Origin of the sequence: Mycobacterium sp. E1747, from assembly GCF_001667775.1 — a bacterium.
In the GTDB taxonomy this organism is placed as follows: Bacteria; Actinomycetota; Actinomycetes; order Mycobacteriales; family Mycobacteriaceae; genus Mycobacterium.
In genome coordinates, this window is record NZ_LZJI01000099.1 from 1 (window position 1) to 18,586 (window position 18,586).

At 68.8% G+C, this 18,586-nt stretch carries 15 protein-coding genes; 8 read left to right on the forward strand and 7 right to left on the reverse strand.

Annotated elements, in window-relative coordinates; genetic code table 11:
• Nucleotides 1-119 precede the first annotated feature (119 nt).
• The 6 genes from A5695_RS10260 (at nucleotide 120) to A5695_RS10285 (ending at nucleotide 8,058) form a co-directional block, all read left to right on the forward strand.
• Nucleotides 120-1,478, forward strand: a complete 1,359-nt coding sequence (locus A5695_RS10260; RefSeq protein WP_068080600.1) for a DUF6350 family protein — start codon at nucleotides 120-122, stop codon at nucleotides 1,476-1,478.
• Nucleotides 1,479-1,499: 21 nt separating this feature from the next.
• The gene (purN, locus tag A5695_RS10265) at nucleotides 1,500-2,147 is read left to right on the forward strand and encodes a phosphoribosylglycinamide formyltransferase (protein ID WP_068080603.1); all 648 of its coding nucleotides are present in this window, start codon (nucleotides 1,500-1,502) and stop codon (nucleotides 2,145-2,147) included.
• Complete coding sequence (purH, locus tag A5695_RS10270; RefSeq protein WP_068080606.1) at nucleotides 2,144-3,727, forward strand: bifunctional phosphoribosylaminoimidazolecarboxamide formyltransferase/IMP cyclohydrolase; 1,584 nt, start codon at nucleotides 2,144-2,146, stop codon at nucleotides 3,725-3,727. Before purN ends, purH begins: the two co-directional genes overlap by 4 nt.
• Before the next feature lie 41 nt (nucleotides 3,728-3,768).
• Nucleotides 3,769-5,163 carry an ATP-binding protein gene (locus tag A5695_RS10275; RefSeq protein ID WP_068080609.1) on the forward strand — a complete coding sequence of 465 codons (1,395 nt, stop codon included), beginning with the start codon at nucleotides 3,769-3,771 and terminating at the stop codon, nucleotides 5,161-5,163.
• Nucleotides 5,156-7,144 (forward strand): VWA domain-containing protein, encoded by a 1,989-nt coding sequence (locus tag A5695_RS10280; protein WP_068080612.1) that lies wholly within the window; start codon nucleotides 5,156-5,158, stop codon nucleotides 7,142-7,144. Before A5695_RS10275 ends, A5695_RS10280 begins: the two co-directional genes overlap by 8 nt.
• 65 nt (nucleotides 7,145-7,209) lie before the next feature.
• Complete coding sequence (locus A5695_RS10285; RefSeq protein WP_068080615.1) at nucleotides 7,210-8,058, forward strand: aldo/keto reductase; 849 nt, start codon at nucleotides 7,210-7,212, stop codon at nucleotides 8,056-8,058.
• A 2-nt stretch (nucleotides 8,059-8,060) separates the two neighbouring features.
• On the opposite strand, the gene A5695_RS10290 is transcribed toward A5695_RS10285, so the two are convergent.
• The 7 genes from A5695_RS10290 to A5695_RS10320 all read right to left on the reverse strand — a co-directional run bounded on the left by A5695_RS10290 (nucleotide 8,061) and on the right by A5695_RS10320 (nucleotide 17,355).
• Nucleotides 8,061-8,663: a DUF1707 domain-containing protein gene (locus A5695_RS10290; protein ID WP_068080618.1), complete on the reverse strand. Its 603-nt coding sequence runs from the start codon at nucleotides 8,661-8,663 to the stop codon at nucleotides 8,061-8,063.
• A 106-nt stretch (nucleotides 8,664-8,769) separates the two neighbouring features.
• Complete coding sequence (locus A5695_RS10295; RefSeq protein ID WP_068080621.1) at nucleotides 8,770-9,549, reverse strand: enoyl-CoA hydratase family protein; 780 nt, start codon at nucleotides 9,547-9,549, stop codon at nucleotides 8,770-8,772.
• Nucleotides 9,549-10,715, reverse strand: coding sequence for an acyl-CoA dehydrogenase family protein (locus A5695_RS10300; protein WP_068080624.1), 1,167 nt, complete (start codon nucleotides 10,713-10,715; stop codon nucleotides 9,549-9,551). The genes A5695_RS10295 and A5695_RS10300 overlap by 1 nt, the downstream gene beginning before the upstream one ends.
• On the reverse strand, nucleotides 10,712-12,775 hold the full coding sequence (locus A5695_RS10305; RefSeq protein WP_082945977.1) for a biotin carboxylase N-terminal domain-containing protein: 2,064 nt from the start codon (nucleotides 12,773-12,775) through the stop codon (nucleotides 10,712-10,714). The genes A5695_RS10300 and A5695_RS10305 overlap by 4 nt, the downstream gene beginning before the upstream one ends.
• Before the next feature lie 5 nt (nucleotides 12,776-12,780).
• Entirely contained in the window at nucleotides 12,781-14,370 is a 1,590-nt protein-coding gene (locus tag A5695_RS10310) for an acyl-CoA carboxylase subunit beta (protein WP_156749560.1), read from the reverse strand.
• A gap of 121 nt (nucleotides 14,371-14,491) precedes the next feature.
• Entirely contained in the window at nucleotides 14,492-15,640 is a 1,149-nt protein-coding gene (locus A5695_RS10315; protein ID WP_068080629.1) for an acyl-CoA dehydrogenase family protein, read from the reverse strand.
• On the reverse strand, nucleotides 15,637-17,355 hold the full coding sequence (locus A5695_RS10320; RefSeq protein ID WP_068080632.1) for an acyclic terpene utilization AtuA family protein: 1,719 nt from the start codon (nucleotides 17,353-17,355) through the stop codon (nucleotides 15,637-15,639). Before A5695_RS10320 ends, A5695_RS10315 begins: the two co-directional genes overlap by 4 nt.
• Before the next feature lie 289 nt (nucleotides 17,356-17,644).
• On the opposite strand from A5695_RS10320, the gene rpmF reads away from it, so the two are divergent.
• Nucleotides 17,645-17,818: a 50S ribosomal protein L32 gene (gene rpmF, locus A5695_RS10325; protein ID WP_007168835.1), complete on the forward strand. Its 174-nt coding sequence runs from the start codon at nucleotides 17,645-17,647 to the stop codon at nucleotides 17,816-17,818.
• Between the two features lie 66 nt (nucleotides 17,819-17,884).
• Complete coding sequence (gene mprA, locus A5695_RS10330; RefSeq protein WP_068080635.1) at nucleotides 17,885-18,574, forward strand: two-component system response regulator MprA; 690 nt, start codon at nucleotides 17,885-17,887, stop codon at nucleotides 18,572-18,574.
• Nucleotides 18,575-18,586 lie beyond the last annotated feature (12 nt).

Consider the following 18,586-nt stretch of genomic DNA (forward strand, 5'->3'; position numbering starts at 1 on the left):
GGCTGAAGCTGGGGAAGCCGGTGGGTGGCGTGGACGGCCCCTGCTGCGCGGACTGTTGGGGCCCCGATTGCGGTGCGGCCTGCGCGCCTAAGTCGGGACGTGCGCCGAGAGTGACACGGGTGGAAAACAGCCGGCCAGCGGGCGCTCGCCAAGCGCGTGACCTTGTCCGGGTCGGGTTCGGCCCGGCGGTGGTGGCCTTGGTCGTCATCGCCGCGGTCACACTGCTGCAGTTGTTGATCGCCAACAGCGACATGACCGGCGCGCTGGGCGCGATCGCGAGCATGTGGCTGGGCGTGCACCAGGTGCCGGTCTCGATCGGCGGCCGCGAGCTGGGCGTGATGCCGCTGTTGCCGGTGCTGTTGATGATCTGGGCCACCGCGCGCAGCACGGCCCGCGCCATCTCGCCGTATTCCTCGTGGCTGGTGATTCGGTGGGTCGTCGCGTCGGCGCTCGGCGGGCCCCTGCTGATCGCCGCGATCGCCCTGGCGGTCATCCACGACGCGTCGTCGGTGATCACCGAGCTGCAAACGCCCAGTGCCCTGCGGGCATTCGCCAGCGTGCTGGTGGTGCACACGATCGGCGCCGCGTTCGGCCTGTGGTCGCGGGTGGGACGACGGGCGTTGGCGGCGTCGCCCCTGCCGTTGTGGCTGGGCGATGCGCTGCGCGCCGCGTCCGCCGGGGTGCTGGCGTTGTTCGGGCTCTCCGGCTTGGTCACCGCGGCCTCGCTGGTGGTGCATTGGGCCACGATGCAGGACCTCTACGGCATCACCGAGTCGATATTCGGCCAATTCAGCCTCACGGTGCTGTCGACGTTGTACGCGCCCAACGTCATCGTCGGCGCCTCGGCGATGGCGGTCGGGTCCAGCGCTCACCTCGGCTTCGCGACCTTCAGTTCGTTCACCGTCTTCGGCGGCGACATCCCCGCGCTGCCGATCCTGGCCGCGGTGCCCAGGCCGCCGCTCGGGCCGGTGTGGGTCGCCCTGCTCATCATCGGCGCCTCGTCTGGGGTGGCGGTCGGACAACAGTGCGCCCGACGCGCGTTGCCGTTGATCCCGGCGCTGGGCAAGCTCCTGGTCGCATCGGTCGCCGGCGCGTTGGCGATGTGCCTGCTGGCGTACGGCGGCAGTGGCCGGCTGGGCAACTTCGGCGATGTCGGCGTCGACCAGGGCGCCCTGTTGGTCGGGGTGTTCTTCTGGTTCTCGGTCGTGGGCGGCATCACGCTGGTGATGAGCGGCGGCATCAGGGTTCGGCCCCGACGGCGCAAGCCCGTGCCGGCCGCGGAAGAACCGGCGGACTTTGCGGAGGTCTTTGAAGAGCCGGCGGCCGAGCCGGACGACGAGTCGCCGGCCGACCACGACGACGTGGACGCGGACGGCGCGCCGGTCAGCGATGACGATGCATCGATGAGCGACGACGACGACGCGACACCGCCCCACGGCGCGGGGCCGAGCGCGACCAACCGCGAGTCCGACGAGTAGCTGCCACTAGGCTCTCTGCTTGTGGCCGAACCGCTCCATGTGCCCCCGAGTGCGCCGGCACGGGTGGTAGTGCTGGCATCGGGCACCGGGTCGCTGCTGAGCTCCCTGCTCGACGCCGCCGTCGGCGAGTACCCGGCCCGCGTGGTCGCCGTCGGCGCCGACCGCGACTGCCTGGCCACCGAGATCGCCGCGAGGGCGGCGCTGCCGACGTTCACCGCCCGGCTCAGCGACCACCCCGACCGCGCCGCCTGGGACGCGGCCGTCACCGAAGCCACGGCCGCGCATTCACCCGACCTGGTGGTGTCGGCGGGCTTCATGAAGATACTTGGGCCACAGTTTCTTTCGCGGTTCTACGGACGGATCATCAACACCCACCCGGCGTTGCTGCCAGCGTTTCCTGGTGCGCACGGAGTGGCCGACGCGTTGGCCTACGGCGTCAAGGTCACAGGTTGTACGGTTCATCTGGTGGACGCCGGTACGGACACCGGGCCGATCTTGGCCCAGCAGTCCGTGCCGGTGCTCGACGGCGACAGCGAAGAAACCCTGCATGAACGCATCAAGGTCACCGAACGGAAGCTCCTGGTGGACGTGGTGGCCGAGATCGCGACCGGAGGCCTGACGCTGGTCGGAAGAACAGCGACGATCGGACGAAAGGCGACCAAGCGATGAGCACCGACGACTGGCCGGAGACGGCGAAACGGCCGATCCGCCGCGCGTTGATCAGCGTGTACGACAAGACCGGCCTCGTCGACCTCGCCCGCGGACTGACGGACGCGGGCGTCGAGATCGTATCGACCGGATCGACGGCGAAGACCATTGCCGATAAGGGCATTCCGGTCACCCGGGTGGAGGAGCTGACCGGCTTTCCCGAGGTGCTCGACGGGCGGGTCAAGACGCTGCACCCGCGGGTGCACGCCGGCCTGCTCGCCGACCTCCGCAAACCCGAACACGCCGCGGCGCTCGAGGAACTCGGTGTTGCCGCATTCGAACTCGTTGTCGTCAACCTGTATCCGTTCAGCGAGACCGTCGACTCCGGCGCCAGCATCGACGAGTGCGTCGAACAGATCGACATCGGCGGGCCGTCGATGGTCCGGGCAGCCGCGAAAAACCATCCCAGCGTGGCGGTGGTCGTCGACCCGCGCGGCTATGACGGCGTGCTCGCCGCGGTGCGGCACGGCGGCTTCACCCTCGCCGAGCGAAAGAAGCTGGCGGCGCTCGCGTTTGCGCACACCGCGGAGTACGACATCGCCGTGGCGGGCTGGATGGAGTCGACGCTGGCGCCCGAGCATCCGCCGACCGCGTTCCCCAAATGGCTTGGGCGCAGCTGGACTCGCACGGCGATGCTCCGCTACGGCGAGAACCCGCACCAGCAGGCGGCGCTCTACAGCGACCCCGGCGCCTGGCCGGGACTGGCGCAGGCCGAGCAACTGCACGGAAAAGAGATGTCGTACAACAACTTCACCGACGCGGACGCCGCCTGGCGGGCGGCCTTCGACCACGAAGAGACCTGCGTCGCGATCATCAAGCACGCCAACCCGTGCGGGATCGCCATCTCGTCGGAATCGGTGGCCGACGCGCACCGCAAGGCCCACGAATGCGATCCGCTGAGCGCCTTCGGCGGGGTCATCGCGGCCAACGCCGAGGTCAGCCTCGAGATGGCCGAGTACGTGAGCACCATCTTCACCGAGGTCATCATCGCTCCCGCCTACGCGCCGGAGGCGTTGGAAGCCCTGACCCGCAAGAAGAACATCCGCGTGCTGCTGGCCTCCGAGCCGCTGACCGGCGGCACCGAGCTGCGGCCGATCAGCGGTGGGCTGCTGGTCCAGCAACGCGACGAGCTCGACGCGCACGGCGACAATCCGGCGAACTGGACCCTGGCGACGGGATCACCGGCCGACCCCGCCACGCTGACCGACCTGGTCTTCGCCTGGCGGGCGTGCCGTGCGGTCAAATCGAACGCCATCGTGATCGCCGGCGGCGGCGCCACCATCGGCGTGGGCATGGGACAGGTGAACCGGGTGGACGCCGCACGGCTTGCGGTGGAAAGGGGCGGCGACCGGGTCCGCGGCGCGGTCGCGGCCTCGGACGCGTTCTTTCCCTTCCCCGACGGGCTCGAGACGCTGACCGCCGCCGGGGTCAAGGCGATAGTGCATCCCGGCGGCTCGGTGCGCGACGACGAGGTGACCGCGGCGGCAGCCAACGCCGGCGTCACGTTGTACCTCACCGGTGCCCGCCACTTCGCCCACTGAACGTTCAGCGCGTGGGGCGATTACGCAACGCGTAGCGTGGAGTGGTGCCATCACCCAGCAATCTGCCCCGCACCGTTGGTGAGCTGCGTGCCGCCGGCCATCGTGAACGGGGAGTCAAACAGGAAATTCGGGAAAACCTGCTGACGCGTCTCGCCGACGGCGCGGATGGGGAAGCGGTATGGCCGGGCATCTTCGGTTTCGACGACACCGTTCTGCCGCAGCTGGAGCGGGCGCTCATCGCCGGGCACGACTTCGTCCTGCTCGGTGAACGCGGTCAGGGCAAGACGCGGCTGCTGCGCGCCCTGGTGGGCCTGCTCGACGAGTGGACGCCGGTGATCGCCGGGGCGGAATTGGGCGAACATCCGTACTCGCCGATCACGCCGGAGTCGATCCGCAAGGCCGCCACCCTGGGCGATGACCTGCCGATCGAGTGGAGGCACCGCAGCGAGCGCTACACCGAGAAGCTGGCCACTCCCGATACCAGCGTCGCCGATCTGGTCGGCGACATCGACCCGATCAAGGTTGCGGAAGGCCGCAGCCTCGGTGACCCGGAAACCATCGCCTACGGCCTGATCCCGCGCGCGCACCGCGGCATCGTCGCCGTCAACGAACTTCCCGACCTCGCCGAGCGGATCCAGGTGTCGATGCTCAACGTGATGGAGGAGCGCGACATCCAGGTCCGCGGGTACACCCTGCGCCTGCCGCTGGACGTGTTGGTGGTCGCCAGCGCAAACCCCGAGGACTACACGAACCGCGGCCGCATCATCACCCCGCTCAAGGACCGGTTCGGCGCGGAGATCCGCACCCACTACCCACTGGAGCTCGACGCCGAGGTGGGCGTCATCGTCCAAGAGGCGCACCTATCCGCGCAGGTCCCCGACTACCTGATGCAGGTGATCGCCCGGTTCGCCCGGTATCTCCGGGAATCCAACTCCGTCGACCAACGCTCGGGGGTGTCGGCGCGGTTCGCGATCGCCGCGGCCGAGACCGTGGCGGCCGCCGCCCGCCACCGCGGCGCGGTGTTGGGGGAGACGGATCCGGTGGCCCGCGTCGTCGACCTCGGCACGGTGATTGACGTCCTGCGGGGCAAGCTGGAATTCGAGTCCGGTGAGGAAGGCCGCGAGCAGGCGGTGCTCGAGCACCTGCTCCGCCGCGCCACGGCCGACACCGCTTCCCGGGTGCTCGGTGGCATCGACGTCGGATCCTTGGTGTCCGCGGTCGAGGGCGGTTCGGCGGTTACGACGGGTGAGCGGGTGTCGGCCAAGGACGTGCTGGCCGCGGTTCCGGCGCTGCCGGTGGTGGACAAGATCGCCGCTAAGGTGAACGCCCAGTCAGAGGGCGAGCGCGCCGCGGCGCTGGAACTCGCCCTGGAGGCGCTGTATCTGGCCAAGCGGATCGACAAGGTGTCCGGGGAGGGCCAAACCGTCTATGGCTAAGCCTGTTTCGAGGGGCCATTCCTCGCGCTACTCGGCGTACACCGGCGGGCCCGACCCGCTGGCCCCGCCGGTGGATCTGCGCGAGGCTCTCGAGCAGATCGGGCAGGACGTCATGGCGGGCACGTCGCCGCGCCGCGCGCTATCCGAGCTGTTGCGCCGCGGCACCAAGAACACGCCCGGCGCCGACCGGCTGGCGGCCGAGGCGAACCGGCGTCGACGGGAATTGTTGCGCCGCAACAATTTGGACGGGACGCTGCAGGAGATCAAGAAGCTGCTCGACGAGGCGGTGCTGGCCGAGCGCAAGGAGCTGGCCCGCGCGCTCGACGACGACGCCCGCTTCGGCGAACTGCAGCTCGACGCCCTGCCGGCGTCGCCGGCCAAGGCCGTTCAGGAGCTCTCCGACTACAACTGGCGCAGCAACGAGGCGCGCGAAAAGTACGACCAGATCAAGGATTTGCTCGGCCGCGAAATGCTGGATCAGCGTTTCGCCGGCATGAAGGAGGCCCTCGAGGGCGCCACCGACGAGGACCGTCAGCGAGTCAACGACATGCTGAACGACCTCAACGACCTGCTGGACAAGCATGCCCGCGGTGAGGACACCCAGCAGGATTTCCAGGACTTCATGGACAACCACGGCGAGTTCTTCCCGGAGAACCCCCGCAATGTCGACGAGCTGCTGGACTCGCTGGCCAAGCGCGCCGCGGCCGCGCAACGCTTCCGCAACAGCCTGAGCCCGGACCAGCGGGCCGAGCTGGATGCCTTGGCGCAGCAGGCATTCGGGTCGCCGTCGCTGATGCAAGGGTTGAACCGGCTGGACGCGCATCTGCAGGCCGCCCGGCCGGGAGAGGACTGGACGGGGTCCGAACAGTTCTCCGGCGACAACCCGTTCGGGATGGGAGAAGGCACCCAGGCGATTTCGGACATCGCCGAGCTGGAGCAGTTGGCCGAGCAGCTGTCGCAGAGCTATCCCGGCGCCACCATGGACGACGTCGACCTCGACGCGCTGGCACGCCAACTCGGCGAGCAGGCCGCCGTCGACGCCCGCACGCTCGCCGAACTGGAACGCGCACTGGTCAATCAGGGGTTTCTGGACCGGGGCTCCGACGGGCAGTGGCGGCTCTCGCCGAAGGCCATGCGCAGGCTGGGCGAGACAGCGTTACGCGATGTGGCGCAACAACTTTCCGGGCGGCGCGGGGAGCGGGACCACCGGCGCGCCGGAGCGGCCGGTGAACTCACCGGCGCCACCCGGCCCTGGCAGTTCGGCGACACCGAGCCGTGGAACATTTCGCGCACGCTGACCAACGCGGTGCTGCGACAGGCGGGAACGGCCAGCCAGGACACCGCCGGATCGCTGAAGATCACCGTCGATGACGTCGAGGTCTCCGAGACCGAGACGCGCACTCAGGCCGCGGTGGCGCTGCTGGTCGATACCTCGTTCTCGATGGTGATGGAGAATCGCTGGCTGCCCATGAAGCAGACGGCGTTGGCGCTGAATCACTTGGTGTGCACCCGGTTTCGTTCGGATGCCTTGCAGATCATCGCGTTCGGCCGGTACGCCCGCACGGTGACCGCCGCCGAGTTGACGGGTCTCGAGGGTGTCTACGAGCAGGGCACCAACCTGCATCACGCGCTCGCGCTGGCCGGTCGACACCTGCGCCGGCATCCCAACGCGCAGCCCGTCGTGCTGGTGGTGACCGACGGTGAGCCCACCGCTCACCTGGAGGATTTCGACGGTGACGGCACGACCGTGTTTTTCGATTACCCGCCGCACCCGCGCACCATCGCCCACACCGTGCGCGGGTTCGATGACATGGCGCGACTCGGTGCCCAGATCACCATCTTCCGGTTGGGCAGCGACCCTGGCCTGGCGCGCTTCATCGACCAAGTCGCCCGGCGCGTCGAGGGACGCGTCGTGGTGCCCGATCTCGACGGCCTGGGCGCGGCCGTGGTGGGCGACTACCTCCGCTCGCGCCGCCGCTAGCCCATCGTCGATCCAGGGATAGGTGCCCGCTTCAGCGGGTACATGGACCCAGAAGGAGGAGATGCATGAGCAAGGTTCCAACGATCGAACTCAATGACGGTGTGCGCATTCCGCAGCTGGGCTTCGGCGTTTTCCAGATCAAGCCCGACGAGACCGCGGCGGCGGTCAGGACAGCGTTGGAGATCGGCTACCGGCACATCGACACCGCCGAGATGTACGGCAACGAAAAGCAAGTCGCACAGGGCATCCGCGACGCCGGGCTCGACCGCGCCGACGTGTTCGTCACCAGCAAGCTCAACAACGGCTTCCACAAGCCCGACGACGCGCGCCGCGCCTTCGACGAGACGCTGAAGGCCCTGGACTCCGACTACGTCGACCTGTTTCTCATTCACTGGCCGCTGCCGACGCTCTACGACGGTGACTTCGTTTCGACCTGGAAGGTCTTCGAAGAGTTCGCCCGCGACGGGCGCGCGCGCAGCATCGGCGTCTCGAATTTCCAAGTTGCACACCTGGAGCGGCTCGCCAACGAAACCGACACCGTCCCGTCGGTCAACCAGATCGAGCTTCACCCGTACTTTTCGAACACGGAGGTCAGGTCGTACGGACGCGAGCACGGCATCGCGACCGAGGCGTGGGCCCCGATCGCGCAGGGCAAGGTGCTCGACGATCCGGAGATCAACCGCATCGCTGATGCGCGGGGCAAATCGGCGGCGCAGGTGGTGTTGCGCTGGCACATCCAGCGCGGCGACATCGTGTTCCCCAAGTCGGTCACCCCGGAGCGGGTCAAAGAGAACTTCGAGCTTTTCGACTTCGAGTTGGATGCCTCCGACATGGACGCGATCTCGGCCCTGGACAAGGGCGAAGCGGGGAGGAACGGTCCCAACCCCGATAAGTTCGACTACGTGCCCGGCTGACGCTAGCCGCGGGGCCTGCGGGCCTTGCGAACGATGCCGACGGCACCCCACAGCGAAAAGCCGCGGATGTTCACCTTCGGTGCACCGGGGGTTCCCTGGCCGAGGACGCTGCGGTCGAAGTTGCCCATGACACCGCGGCCGTGAATCTCGACGTTCACTTCGGGCGGCAGCAAAATCTTGGTCGCCCCCATGATCGAAATCGCACGGATCTCGACCTCCGTGGAGGTGAAGTCGGCGTAGCGCAGATCCACCACCCCGTTGCCCCAGAAGGCGAAGGTGGTGAGCTTCTTGGGAACGTTCCACCGGCCGCGCCGTTCGAAGCCGCTCAACAGCGCCAACAGCAGCGTGGACGGCGCCGGGTTCGGCTTGGCACCACGGCGCGGGTTGATCTGTGAGCCCGGCAGGTCGGCGCGCAGCTGATCCAGTTCCTCGTACGTGGTCGCCGCGTAGGCCCTCGTCAAGCGGTCTTCGTAGTCCTTCATCTGCAGCCGGCCCTGCTCGGCCGCGTACGCGAGCAACTGCGCGAGCTGGATGCGATCAGTGTCGGCCGCACGCGACGATTCGTCGCGCGTGTCCTTCGCGTCGCGCTGCGCAGAGTTGCTCATTACCCACGAGCCTACGACGTCCGGATTTTGGTGCAAGACGATTGGTCAAACTGCAACCTTGCGCCGCGCCGGCAGGTCGGCCCGCGGGGATTTGTTTGACACCTGGCTAATCTGCCCAGCTCGGGGCGCGCTTCTGCAGAAATGCCAGCATGCCTTCGCGCGCTTCGTCGGATATGAAGAGCAGGGCCGATTCTTCGGCGAGGCGCTCGGCGTCGCGGTCGAACCCCTCCAGCACCGCAGCCGTGGTCAGTGCCTTGGAGGCGGCAAGCCCCTGGGGCGAACCGCGGCCCACGTCGGCGAGCAGCGCCGCCACCGCCGCGTCGACGTCGTCGGCACCCATCGTGATGAGCCCGATGCCCGCCGCCGTGTCGGCGCCGAATGTCTCGCCCGTCAGGTAGTAGCGCGCCGCGGCTCGCGGTGACAGTTTCGGCAACAGCGTCAGCGAGATGATCGCCGGGGCGACGCCGATCCGGGCCTCGGTGAGGGCGAACGTGCTGCGCGGACCGGCGACGGCGATATCGCACGCGCCGACGAGTCCAAACCCCCCCGCGCGGACATGCCCGTTGATGGCGGCGATCACCGGCAGTGGCGAGGAGACGATGGCCCGCATCACCGCGGTCATCTCGCGGGCCCGGGCGACGGCCATTTCGAAGGGATCACCCGCGCCCGCCTCGCTCAGATCGGCGCCCGCGCAGAACGTGTTGCCGGTGTGCCCCAGCACCACCGCGCGCACGGCGGGGTCGGCCGCGGCGTCACGCAAGCCTTGATGCAGCTGCTCGACGAGCGCGGTCGAGAGGGCGTTGCGGTTGTGGGGCGAGTTCAGCGTCAGCCGCGCGAACGGCCCGCCGGTGTCGGCCGGACCGGCGTAGTCGACCAGCGTTTCCATCAGTACGACCGGGGCAGGCCCAGCGACGTCTGCGCCACGAAGTTCAGCACCATCTCACGGCTGACGGGGGCGATCCGCCCCAGCCTGGCCGAGGCGAGCATCGCGGCGACGCCGTACTCCTTGGTCAGTCCGTTGCCGCCCATCGATTGCACGGCCTGGTCGACCGAGCGCGTAGCCGCCTCGGCGGCAGCGTATTTGGCCATGTTGGCCGCCTCGGCCGCGCCCGCGTCGTCGCCGCTGTCATAAAGCGTCGCGGCCTTCTGCATCATCAGCTTGGCCAGTTGCACCTCGATGTGACACTGCGCCAACGGATGCGACAGTCCTTGGTGCGCGCCGATCGGTGTGCCCCAGACCTGGCGGGTCTTGACGTAATCGGCGGCCTTATCCAGCGCGAACCGTCCCATCCCGACCGAGCTGGCCGCGCCCATGATCCGCTCGGGGTTCAGGCCCGCGAACAGCTGCGCGATCGCCGCGTCCTCGGATCCGACCAGCGCGTCGGCCGGCAGCCGGACGTCGTCGAGGAAGACCTGGAACTGCCGCTCGGGGCTGATCAGCTCCATTTCGATTGGCGTGTAGGTGAATCCGGGAGCGTCGGTGGGCACCACGAACAGGGCCGGACGTAGTTTGCCGGTCTTGGCCTCCTCCGTGCGGCCCACCACCAGGACGGCCTGGGCCTGGTCGATGCCGGAGATGTAGACCTTTTGGCCCTTGAGGATCCAGTCGCCGCCGTCACGCCGGGCGGTGGTGGTGATCCTGTGCGAGTTGGAGCCCGCGTCGGGCTCGGTGATCGCGAAGGCCATCGTAAGGGTGCCGTCGGCGATGCCGGGAATCCAGCGCTTCTTTTGCTCGTCGGTGCCGAACTTGCTGATGATCGTGCCGTTGATGGCCGGCGACACCACCATCAGCAGCAGCGCGCTGCCCGCCGCGGCCATTTCCTCCATCACCAGCGACAGCTCGTACATGCCGGCGCCGCCGCCGCCGTACTCCTCGGGCAGGTTCACCCCAAGGAAGCCGAGCTTGCCCGCCTCCGACCACAATTCGTCGGTGTGCTCCTGCGCGCGGGCCTTTCTCAGGTAGTACTCGCTGCCATAGTTGGCGGCCCAGGCGGCCACCGACTTACGCAGGGCCCGGCGCTCCTCGCTTTCGATGAAGCTGGTGTCGGTCATGCTGGATCTCCTTCTGCTTGGGGCGCTTCCACTCTTGCCAGGTTGGGATGGTCGTGACCCGTCCCCCGCAAGCGGGAGGTGCCCCCAGCGCCCGGCTGCGCCGCGCTTGCGATCACTCCGAGGACGGCGCCCACCTCGACTTGCTGACCGATACCGACGTTGAGTTCGACGAGCACGCCGTCGGCCGGGGCGGTGATGGTATGTTCCATCTTCATTGCCTCCAGCCAGATCAGCGGCTGGCCGGCGGTGACGGTGTCGCCGACCGCGGCGCCGATCCGGATCACGTTGCCGGGCATGGGCGCCACCAGCGAACCCTGTTCGACGGCCGAGCCCGGCTCCGGGAAGCGGGGCAGCGCGACCAGATGGACGGGTCCGCGCGCCGAATCGATGTAGACGTCGTCGCCGTAACGCGCGACCGTGAAGCCGCGCGCCACCCCGGAGCTGTCGGCCAGCACGACCTGGTCCGGCGTGGCCGAGACCAGCCGGACCTCCTCGTCGTGGGCCAACAGCAATCCCGTTCTGGTGAAACGGTATTCGACCCGGTGTTCGCCGCCGTCGGCGTCGCGGTAGCTCTTCGCCTGATAGCCGGAGGCCAGGTTGCGCCAGCCGCTGGGGAGCGATCCCAGGACGGCGGCAGACGCGCGGTTGTGCGCGGCGTCGGCCAGCGCGGCGGCGATCGCCGACAATCGGACGGTGGTGCCGTCCGCCAGGGGAGCCGACAGTTGCTGCAGGCCGTGCGTGTCGAAAAACGCGGTGTCGGTGGCGCCGTCGAGAAATGCCGGGTGGCGCAGCACGTTGACCAGCAACTCGCGGTTGGTGCGTAGGCCGTGCAGCCGGGTGCGGGCGAGCGCGTCGGCGAGCACCAGCGCCGCCTGCTTGCGCGTGGGCGCGAACGAGACGACCTTGGCCAGCATCGGGTCGTAGTGAATGGACACCGTCGATCCGGCGACGATGCCCGAATCGAGCCGGATGCCGGTCCGGCGCCCCAGCGTGCCGAACTGCGACTGGACCGCAGGCACGTCGACGCGATGCACGCGGCCGGCCTGCGGCTGCCAGCCCTGGGCCGGATCCTCCGCGTAGAGGCGGGCCTCGATCGAATGTCCCTGCGCAACAGGTGGTTCCGCGTCAAGCCGGTCGCCGTCGGCGACGGCGATCTGCAGCTCGACCAGGTCGAGCCCGGTGGTCTCCTCGGTCACCGGATGCTCGACCTGTAGCCGGGTGTTCATCTCCAGGAAGTAGAACTCGCCGTCATCATCGGCGAGGAACTCGACCGTCCCGGCGCCCGTGTAGCCGATCGCTTCGGCGGCGAGCCGGGCCGCCTCGAAGAGCTTGTCCCGCATGCCCGGTACGCGTTCGACCAACGGCGAGGGCGCCTCCTCGATGATCTTCTGGTGCCGGCGCTGAATGGAGCATTCCCGTTCGCCGACGGCCCAGACCGTGCCGTGGGTGTCGGCCATGACCTGCACTTCGATGTGGTGTCCGGTGGGCAGGTAGCGCTCGCAGAACATGGTCGGGTCGCCGAATGCGGACTGCGCCTCGCGGCGGGCGGCTTCGACTTCGCCGGCGAGCGCGGACAATTGGCGCACCACCCGCATCCCGCGGCCGCCGCCGCCGGCGGACGCCTTGACCAGCACCGGAAGCTGCGCCTCGCTGACCGTGTCCGGGTCGAGCTCGTCGAGCACCGGGACCCCGGCGGCGGCCATCAGCTTCTTGGACTCGATCTTGGAGCCCATCGCCCGCACCGCGTCTACCGGCGGCCCGATCCAGGTGAGGCCCGCGCGCTGCACGGCCGCCGCGAAATCGGCGTTCTCCGAAAGGAACCCATATCCGGGATGGACCGCGTCGGCGCGGGCGGCGCGGGCGGCCGCGATGATCGCCTCGGCGTTGAGGTAGTCGTTGGTGTTGGGCAGCCGCACCCGGGCATCGGCCTCCGCGACGTGGGGCGCGCCGGCGTCCGGGTCGGTGTAGACGGCGACGGTGCCAAGGCCCAGCCGTCGGCAGGTGGCAAAGACCCGTCGGGCGATCTCGCCCCGGTTGGCGACCAGCACTCGAGTGACCATGGGGCTCACATCCGGAAGACGCCGAAATTCGACGTCCCCTTGATCGGGCCATTGGCGATGGCGGACAGACACATTCCCAATACGGTGCGGGTGTCGCGCGGGTCGATCACCCCGTCGTCGTAGAGCATCCCGGACAGGACCAGCGGCAGCGACTCGGCCTCGATCTGCCCCTCGACGGCGGCCCGCATCGCGGCGTCGGCCTCCTCGTCGACCTGCTGACCCCGCGCTTCGGCGGCGGCCCGCGCCACGATCGACAGGACGCCGGCAAGCTGAGCGCCGCCCATCACCGCGGACTTGGCGCTGGGCCAGGCGAACAGGAACCGGGGGTCGTAGGCGCGGCCGCACATGCCGTAGTGGCCGGCACCGTAGGACGCGCCGATCAAAAGCGAGATGTGCGGGACGGTCGAGTTGGAGACGGCGTTGATCATCATCGAGCCGTGCTTGATCATCCCGCGCTCCTCGTAGTCCTTGCCCACCATGTAGCCGGTAGTGTTGTGCAGGAACAACAGTGGGGTGTTGGAGCGGTTGGCCAGCTGGATGAACTGGGTGGCCTTCTGTGACTCCTCGCTGAACAGCACGCCGCGCGCGTTGGCCAGGATGCCCAGCGGGTAGCCGTGCAGCCGGGCCCACCCGGTCACCAGCGACGACCCGTACATGGCCTTGAATTCGTCGAATTCGGAGCCGTCGACGATGCGGGCGATCACCTCCCGCGGGTCGAACTGGACGCGCAGGTCGGCGGGCACAATGCCGATCAGCTCCTCGGTGTCGAACAACGGATCCACGACCGACCCGGGCGCCGGGCCCTCTTTGCGCCAGTTCAGCCGGGCGACGATGCGGCGCCCGATGCGAATGGCGTCCAGCTCGTCGACGGCGAAGTAGTCACCCAAACCGGAGACCCGGGAGTGCATTTCGGCGCCGCCCAGCGACTCGTCGTCGGACTCTTCGCCGGTAGCCATCTTGACCAGCGGAGGACCGGCCAGGAACACCTTCGAACGTTCCTTGATCATCACCACGTGGTCGGACATGCCGGGAATGTAGGCGCCGCCGGCGGTCGAGTTGCCGAACACCAGGGCGATGGTGGGAATGCCTGCCGCCGACAGTCGGGTGAGGTCACGGAACATCCGCCCCCCGGGGATGAAGATCTCTTTCTGGGTGGGCAGGTCGGCCCCGCCGGATTCCACCAGCGAGATGACGGGCAGGCGGTTTTCGAACGCGATCTGATTGGCCCGCAGGATCTTTTTCAGCGTCCAGGGGTTGCTGGTACCGCCTTTGACAGTCGGATCGTTGGCGACGATCAGGCATTCGACACCGGACACCACGCCGATCCCGGTGACCGTGCTGGCGCCGACGGTGAACGCGCTGCCGTAGGCCGCCAGCGGGCTGAGCTCCAAAAACGGGGAGTCCGGGTCGACGAGCAGTTCGATGCGTTCCCGGGCGGTCAGCTTGCCGCGGCCGTGGTGGCGCTCGACGTACTTGGGGCCACCGCCCGCAAGCGCTTTGGCGAGTTCGGCGCCGATCTCCTCGAGCCGGGAGGCCGCCGTCGACGCCGCGTCGGTGAAGGCGGCGGATCGCGGGTCCAGCGTGGACTGCAGCACGGTCATGACCACCGCCGACGATGCAGTGGGGGCACGCCCAGCCGCGTAGCGGCGAGGGGGACGAAGCGATGAGGGGGTACCCCCAGCCGCGAAGCGGCGAGGGGGCGAGGAGGCGGTGTGATCACGATTGATATCCAAGGGTTTTCGCGGCCAGTGCGGTCAGGATCTCGGTGGTGCCGCCACCGATGCCGAGGATCCGCATGTCGCGGTATTGGCGTTCGACCTCGGATTCGGCCATGTAGCCCATGCCGCCGAACAGCTGCACGGCCTGGTTGGCCACCCATTCGCCCGCCTCCACGGCGGTGTTCTTGGCGAAACACACCTCGGCGATCAGGTTCGTCTCGCCGGCCAGCTGGCGCTCGACCACGTGGCGGGAGTAGATCCGGGCGACGTCGACGCGCCGGGCCATCTCAGCCAGCGTGTTCTGTACCGACTGCCGCGAGATCAGCGGCCGGCCGAAGGTTTCCCGGTCCCGGCACCACTGCACCGTCAGGTCTAGGCAGCGCTGGGCGCTCGAATACGCCTGCGCGGCAAGGCCGATGCGCTCCGAGACGAACGCCTGCGCGATCTGGGCGAATCCGCTGTTCTCGGCACCGACAAGGTTGGCCGCCGGTACGCGGGCGTCGACGAAGGACAGCTCCGCGGTGTCCGAGGACCGCCAGCCCATCTTGGCCAACTTGCGGCTCACCTCGAAACCCGGTGTGCCCTTCTCGATCACCAGCAGCGAAACGCCCACCGCCCCGGGACCGCCCGTGCGCACCGCGGTGACGACATAGTCGGCGCGGACGCCGGAGGTGATGTAGGTCTTGGCGCCGTTGACCACGTAGTGGTCCCCGTCCCGCACCGCCGTGGTGCGCAGGTGCCCGACGTCCGAACCGCCACCGGGCTCGGTGATCGCCAGCGCCCCGATCTTGTCGCCGGCCAGCGTCGGTCGGACGAACTCCTCGATCAGCCGCTGATCGCCGGAGGCGACCATGTGCGGCACCGCGATGCCGCAAGTGAACAGGGACGCGAAAACACCTCCGGGGGAGCCGGTCTGGTGCACCTCTTCGCAGATGATCACCGCGTCCGCACCGTCGCCGCCGCCTCCGCCGACCGCCTCGGGGAAGTTCGCGCCCAGCAGCCCGGCGGCTCCGGCGCGCCTGTGCAGCTCGCGCGGCAGCTCCCCGTCGCGCTCCCACTCGTCGGCATAAGGCAGGATTTCACGTTCGGTGAAGGAGCGCACCGTCTTTCGCAGCGCTTCGCGCTCGGGCGTCGTCCAAAGAGTCATAACAACCTTTCGGGGATGTCGACGTGCCGGCCGCGCAGCCATTCGCCCAAACCCTTGGCCTGCGGGTCGAACCGCGCCTGGTATGCGACGCCCTGGCCCAGGATGCCGTCGATGACGAAGTTGGCCGCGCGCAGGTTTGGCAGCAGGTGGCGGGTGACATCGAACTCCGCGGCCTCGGGCAGCAGCTCCTTGAGCAGCTCGACGGTCAGCGTGTTGGCCAACCAGCGCCATTGCTCGTCGGTGCGGACCCAGACCCCGACGTTGGCCGACCCGCCCTTGTCGCCGCTTCGGGCCCCGGCGATGCGGCCCAGCGGGACCCGACGCCTCGGGCCGTCGGGCAGCGGCTCTGGCAGGGGTGCGGGCTTGGCGGGCTTCAGCTCCAAAGTCTCTGCTGCACAGGGGATCGCGACCCGGGCGCCGTCGGCGTGCACCGCGACGTGGGGCACTTCCCTGGCGTCGACGTAGCCGGCAGTGAACACGCCGTAGACCTGACCGTCGCCCGGCGGGGCGGTCACATGAAAGCCCGGATAACTGGCGAGCGCCAATTCCACTGCGGCCGAGGAGAACTGCCGCCCAACGTTGGCAGGGTCGGGGTCGCGGACCACGCAGTGCAGCAGCGCGCTGGCGGCTTCCTCGGTGTCGGCGTCGGGGTGGTCGGTGCGGGCCAGCGACCACTGCAGCTCCGCGGGCTTGACGCTCAGCGCTGCCTCGAGCTGCCGGCGCACCAGATTGGCCTTGGCCTCGATGTCCATTCCGGTCAGCACGAAGGTCATGGAGTTGCGGAATCCGCCGATGCTGTTCAGCGACACCTTGTAAGTGGGCGGTGGTGCCTCGCCGCGCACGCCCGCGATGCGCACCCGGTCGGGGCCGTCGGGGGACAATTCGACGCTGTCCATCCGGGCGGTGACGTCGGGGTTGGCGTAGCGGGCGCCGGTGATTTCGTAGAGCAGCTGCGCGGTGACGGTGTCGACGCTCACCAGGCCGCCGGTGCCGGGGTGCTTGGTGATCACCGATGAACCGTCGGCGTGCACCTCGGCCAGCGGGAAGCCGGCGTGGGTCAGGTCGGGTACCTCCGTGAAGAAGGAGTAGTTGCCGCCGGTGGCCTGCACGCCGCACTCGATGACGTGGCCGGCGACCACGGCGCCGGCCAGCTGGTCGTAGTCGGTGCGACCCCAGCCGAAGTGCGCGGCGGCGGCCCCGACGATCACCGAGGCGTCGGTGACCCGTCCGGTGACGACCACGTCGGCGCCGTCGACCAGGCAGTCGACAATGCCCCAGGCGCCCAGGTAGGCGTTCGCGGTCAGCGGATTGCCCAGCCCGAGGTCGGCGGCGCGGGCTAGGAGGTCGTCGCCCTCGACGTGGGCGACCCGGGCCGGGATGCCGAGGCGCTCGGCCAGAGCGCGTATCGCGTCGGCCAGCCCCGCCGGGTTGAGGCCCCCGGCGTTGGCGACGATGCGCACGCCCCGATCGCGGGCCTCACCGAGACAGTCTTCGAGTTGGGTCAGGAACGTCTTGGCGTAGCCGCGCTCGGGATGCTTCATCCGGTCGCGGCCCAGGATCAGCATGGTCAGTTCGGCCAGGTAGTCGCCGGTGAGGTAATCCACTGGGTCATTGGAACCGCCGGTGAGCATCTCGCGCATCGCCGAAAGCCGGTCGCCGTAGAACCCGGAGCAGTTCGCTATCCGGACCGCGTCGCGACCAGGAGCTGAGGCCATGCACTCCTCCAATCTGCGTTTCCCCGGTGAGCGCAAACCAACCAACCAACCGGTAGGTTAGCGGGTCACGCCGGTACCACGTCAAGGGCGCCCCTCGGCTCTCGCGTCGAGACTGCCGCCATCGTCGTCGGCGGCGTCCGGATCACCGCCGCCGCGGCAATCTCGGCGTCTGAGGGCTTCGTTTTGGTGCCCGGCAGGCCACCGACTATCCTGGTAGCAACCGTCGCACGTTCGGCCGTACCGGCCACGCCGCGCGACAAGCCCCCGACACGAGGAGTTAGGCCCGACCATGGCCGTACCCAAGCGCAGGATGTCGCGCGCGAACACCCGTAGCCGTCGCGCGCAGTGGAAGGCCACCAAGACCGAGCTCGTCGGTGTGACGGTCGCCGGCCAGAAGCACAAGGTGCCCCGCCGGCTGCTCAAGGCGGCCCGGCTCGGTCTGATCGACCTGGACCGGCGTTAGTTAATCTCGGCAAATACCCGGCGCGCCTCTCAGCCCGCTCTCAGGCGTCGGGACGACACTAGGCCCGTGCGGATACTGGTCGTCGACGACGATCGCGCAGTGCGTGAGTCGCTGCGCCGATCGCTTTCCTTCAATGGCTACTCGGTCGAGTTGGCCCATGACGGGCTGGAGGCGCTCGAGATGATCGCCAGCGACCGCCCCGATGCGCTCGTGCTCGACGTGATGATGCCGCGGCTGGATGGGCTCGAGGTGTGCCGTCAGCTCCGCAGCACCGGTGACGACCTGCCGATCCTGGTGCTTACCGCCCGTGATTCGGTCTCCGAGCGGGTCGCCGGGCTGGACGCCGGCGCGGATGACTATCTGCCCAAGCCCTTCGCGCTCGAGGAACTGTTGGCCCGGATGCGGGCGCTGCTGCGCCGCACCAAGCCGGACGACAATGACGCCGAATCGGTGGCCATGCAGTTCTCGGACCTGACGCTGGACCCGGTGACCCGCGAAGTCACCCGCGGGGAGCGCCAAATCAGCCTCACCCGCACGGAATTCGCCTTGCTGGAGATGTTGATCGCCAATCCGCGCCGCGTGCTCACCCGCAGCCGGATCCTCGAAGAGGTGTGGGGCTTCGACTTTCCCACTTCGGGCAACGCGCTGGAGGTCTATGTCGGGTATCTGCGCCGCAAGACCGAGGCCGACGGTGAGCCACGGCTGATCCACACGGTGCGCGGCGTGGGCTATGTCCTTCGGGAAACGCCGCCGTGATGAGTCACTTCC

Coding starts and splice junctions, on each gene's coding strand:
- purH (WP_068080606.1), top strand. CDS start 2,144: ATGAGCACCGACGACTGGCCGGAGACGGCGAAACGGCCGATCCGCCGC.
- A5695_RS10280 (WP_068080612.1), top strand. CDS start 5,156: ATGGCTAAGCCTGTTTCGAGGGGCCATTCCTCGCGCTACTCGGCGTAC.
- A5695_RS10285 (WP_068080615.1), top strand. CDS start 7,210: ATGAGCAAGGTTCCAACGATCGAACTCAATGACGGTGTGCGCATTCCG.
- A5695_RS10290 (WP_068080618.1), bottom strand. CDS start 8,663: ATGAGCAACTCTGCGCAGCGCGACGCGAAGGACACGCGCGACGAATCG.
- A5695_RS10295 (WP_068080621.1), bottom strand. CDS start 9,549: ATGGAAACGCTGGTCGACTACGCCGGTCCGGCCGACACCGGCGGGCCG.
- A5695_RS10300 (WP_068080624.1), bottom strand. CDS start 10,715: ATGACCGACACCAGCTTCATCGAAAGCGAGGAGCGCCGGGCCCTGCGT.
- A5695_RS10305 (WP_082945977.1), bottom strand. CDS start 12,775: ATGGTCACTCGAGTGCTGGTCGCCAACCGGGGCGAGATCGCCCGACGG.
- A5695_RS10315 (WP_068080629.1), bottom strand. CDS start 15,640: ATGACTCTTTGGACGACGCCCGAGCGCGAAGCGCTGCGAAAGACGGTG.
- A5695_RS10320 (WP_068080632.1), bottom strand. CDS start 17,355: ATGGCCTCAGCTCCTGGTCGCGACGCGGTCCGGATAGCGAACTGCTCC.
- rpmF (WP_007168835.1), top strand. CDS start 17,645: ATGGCCGTACCCAAGCGCAGGATGTCGCGCGCGAACACCCGTAGCCGT.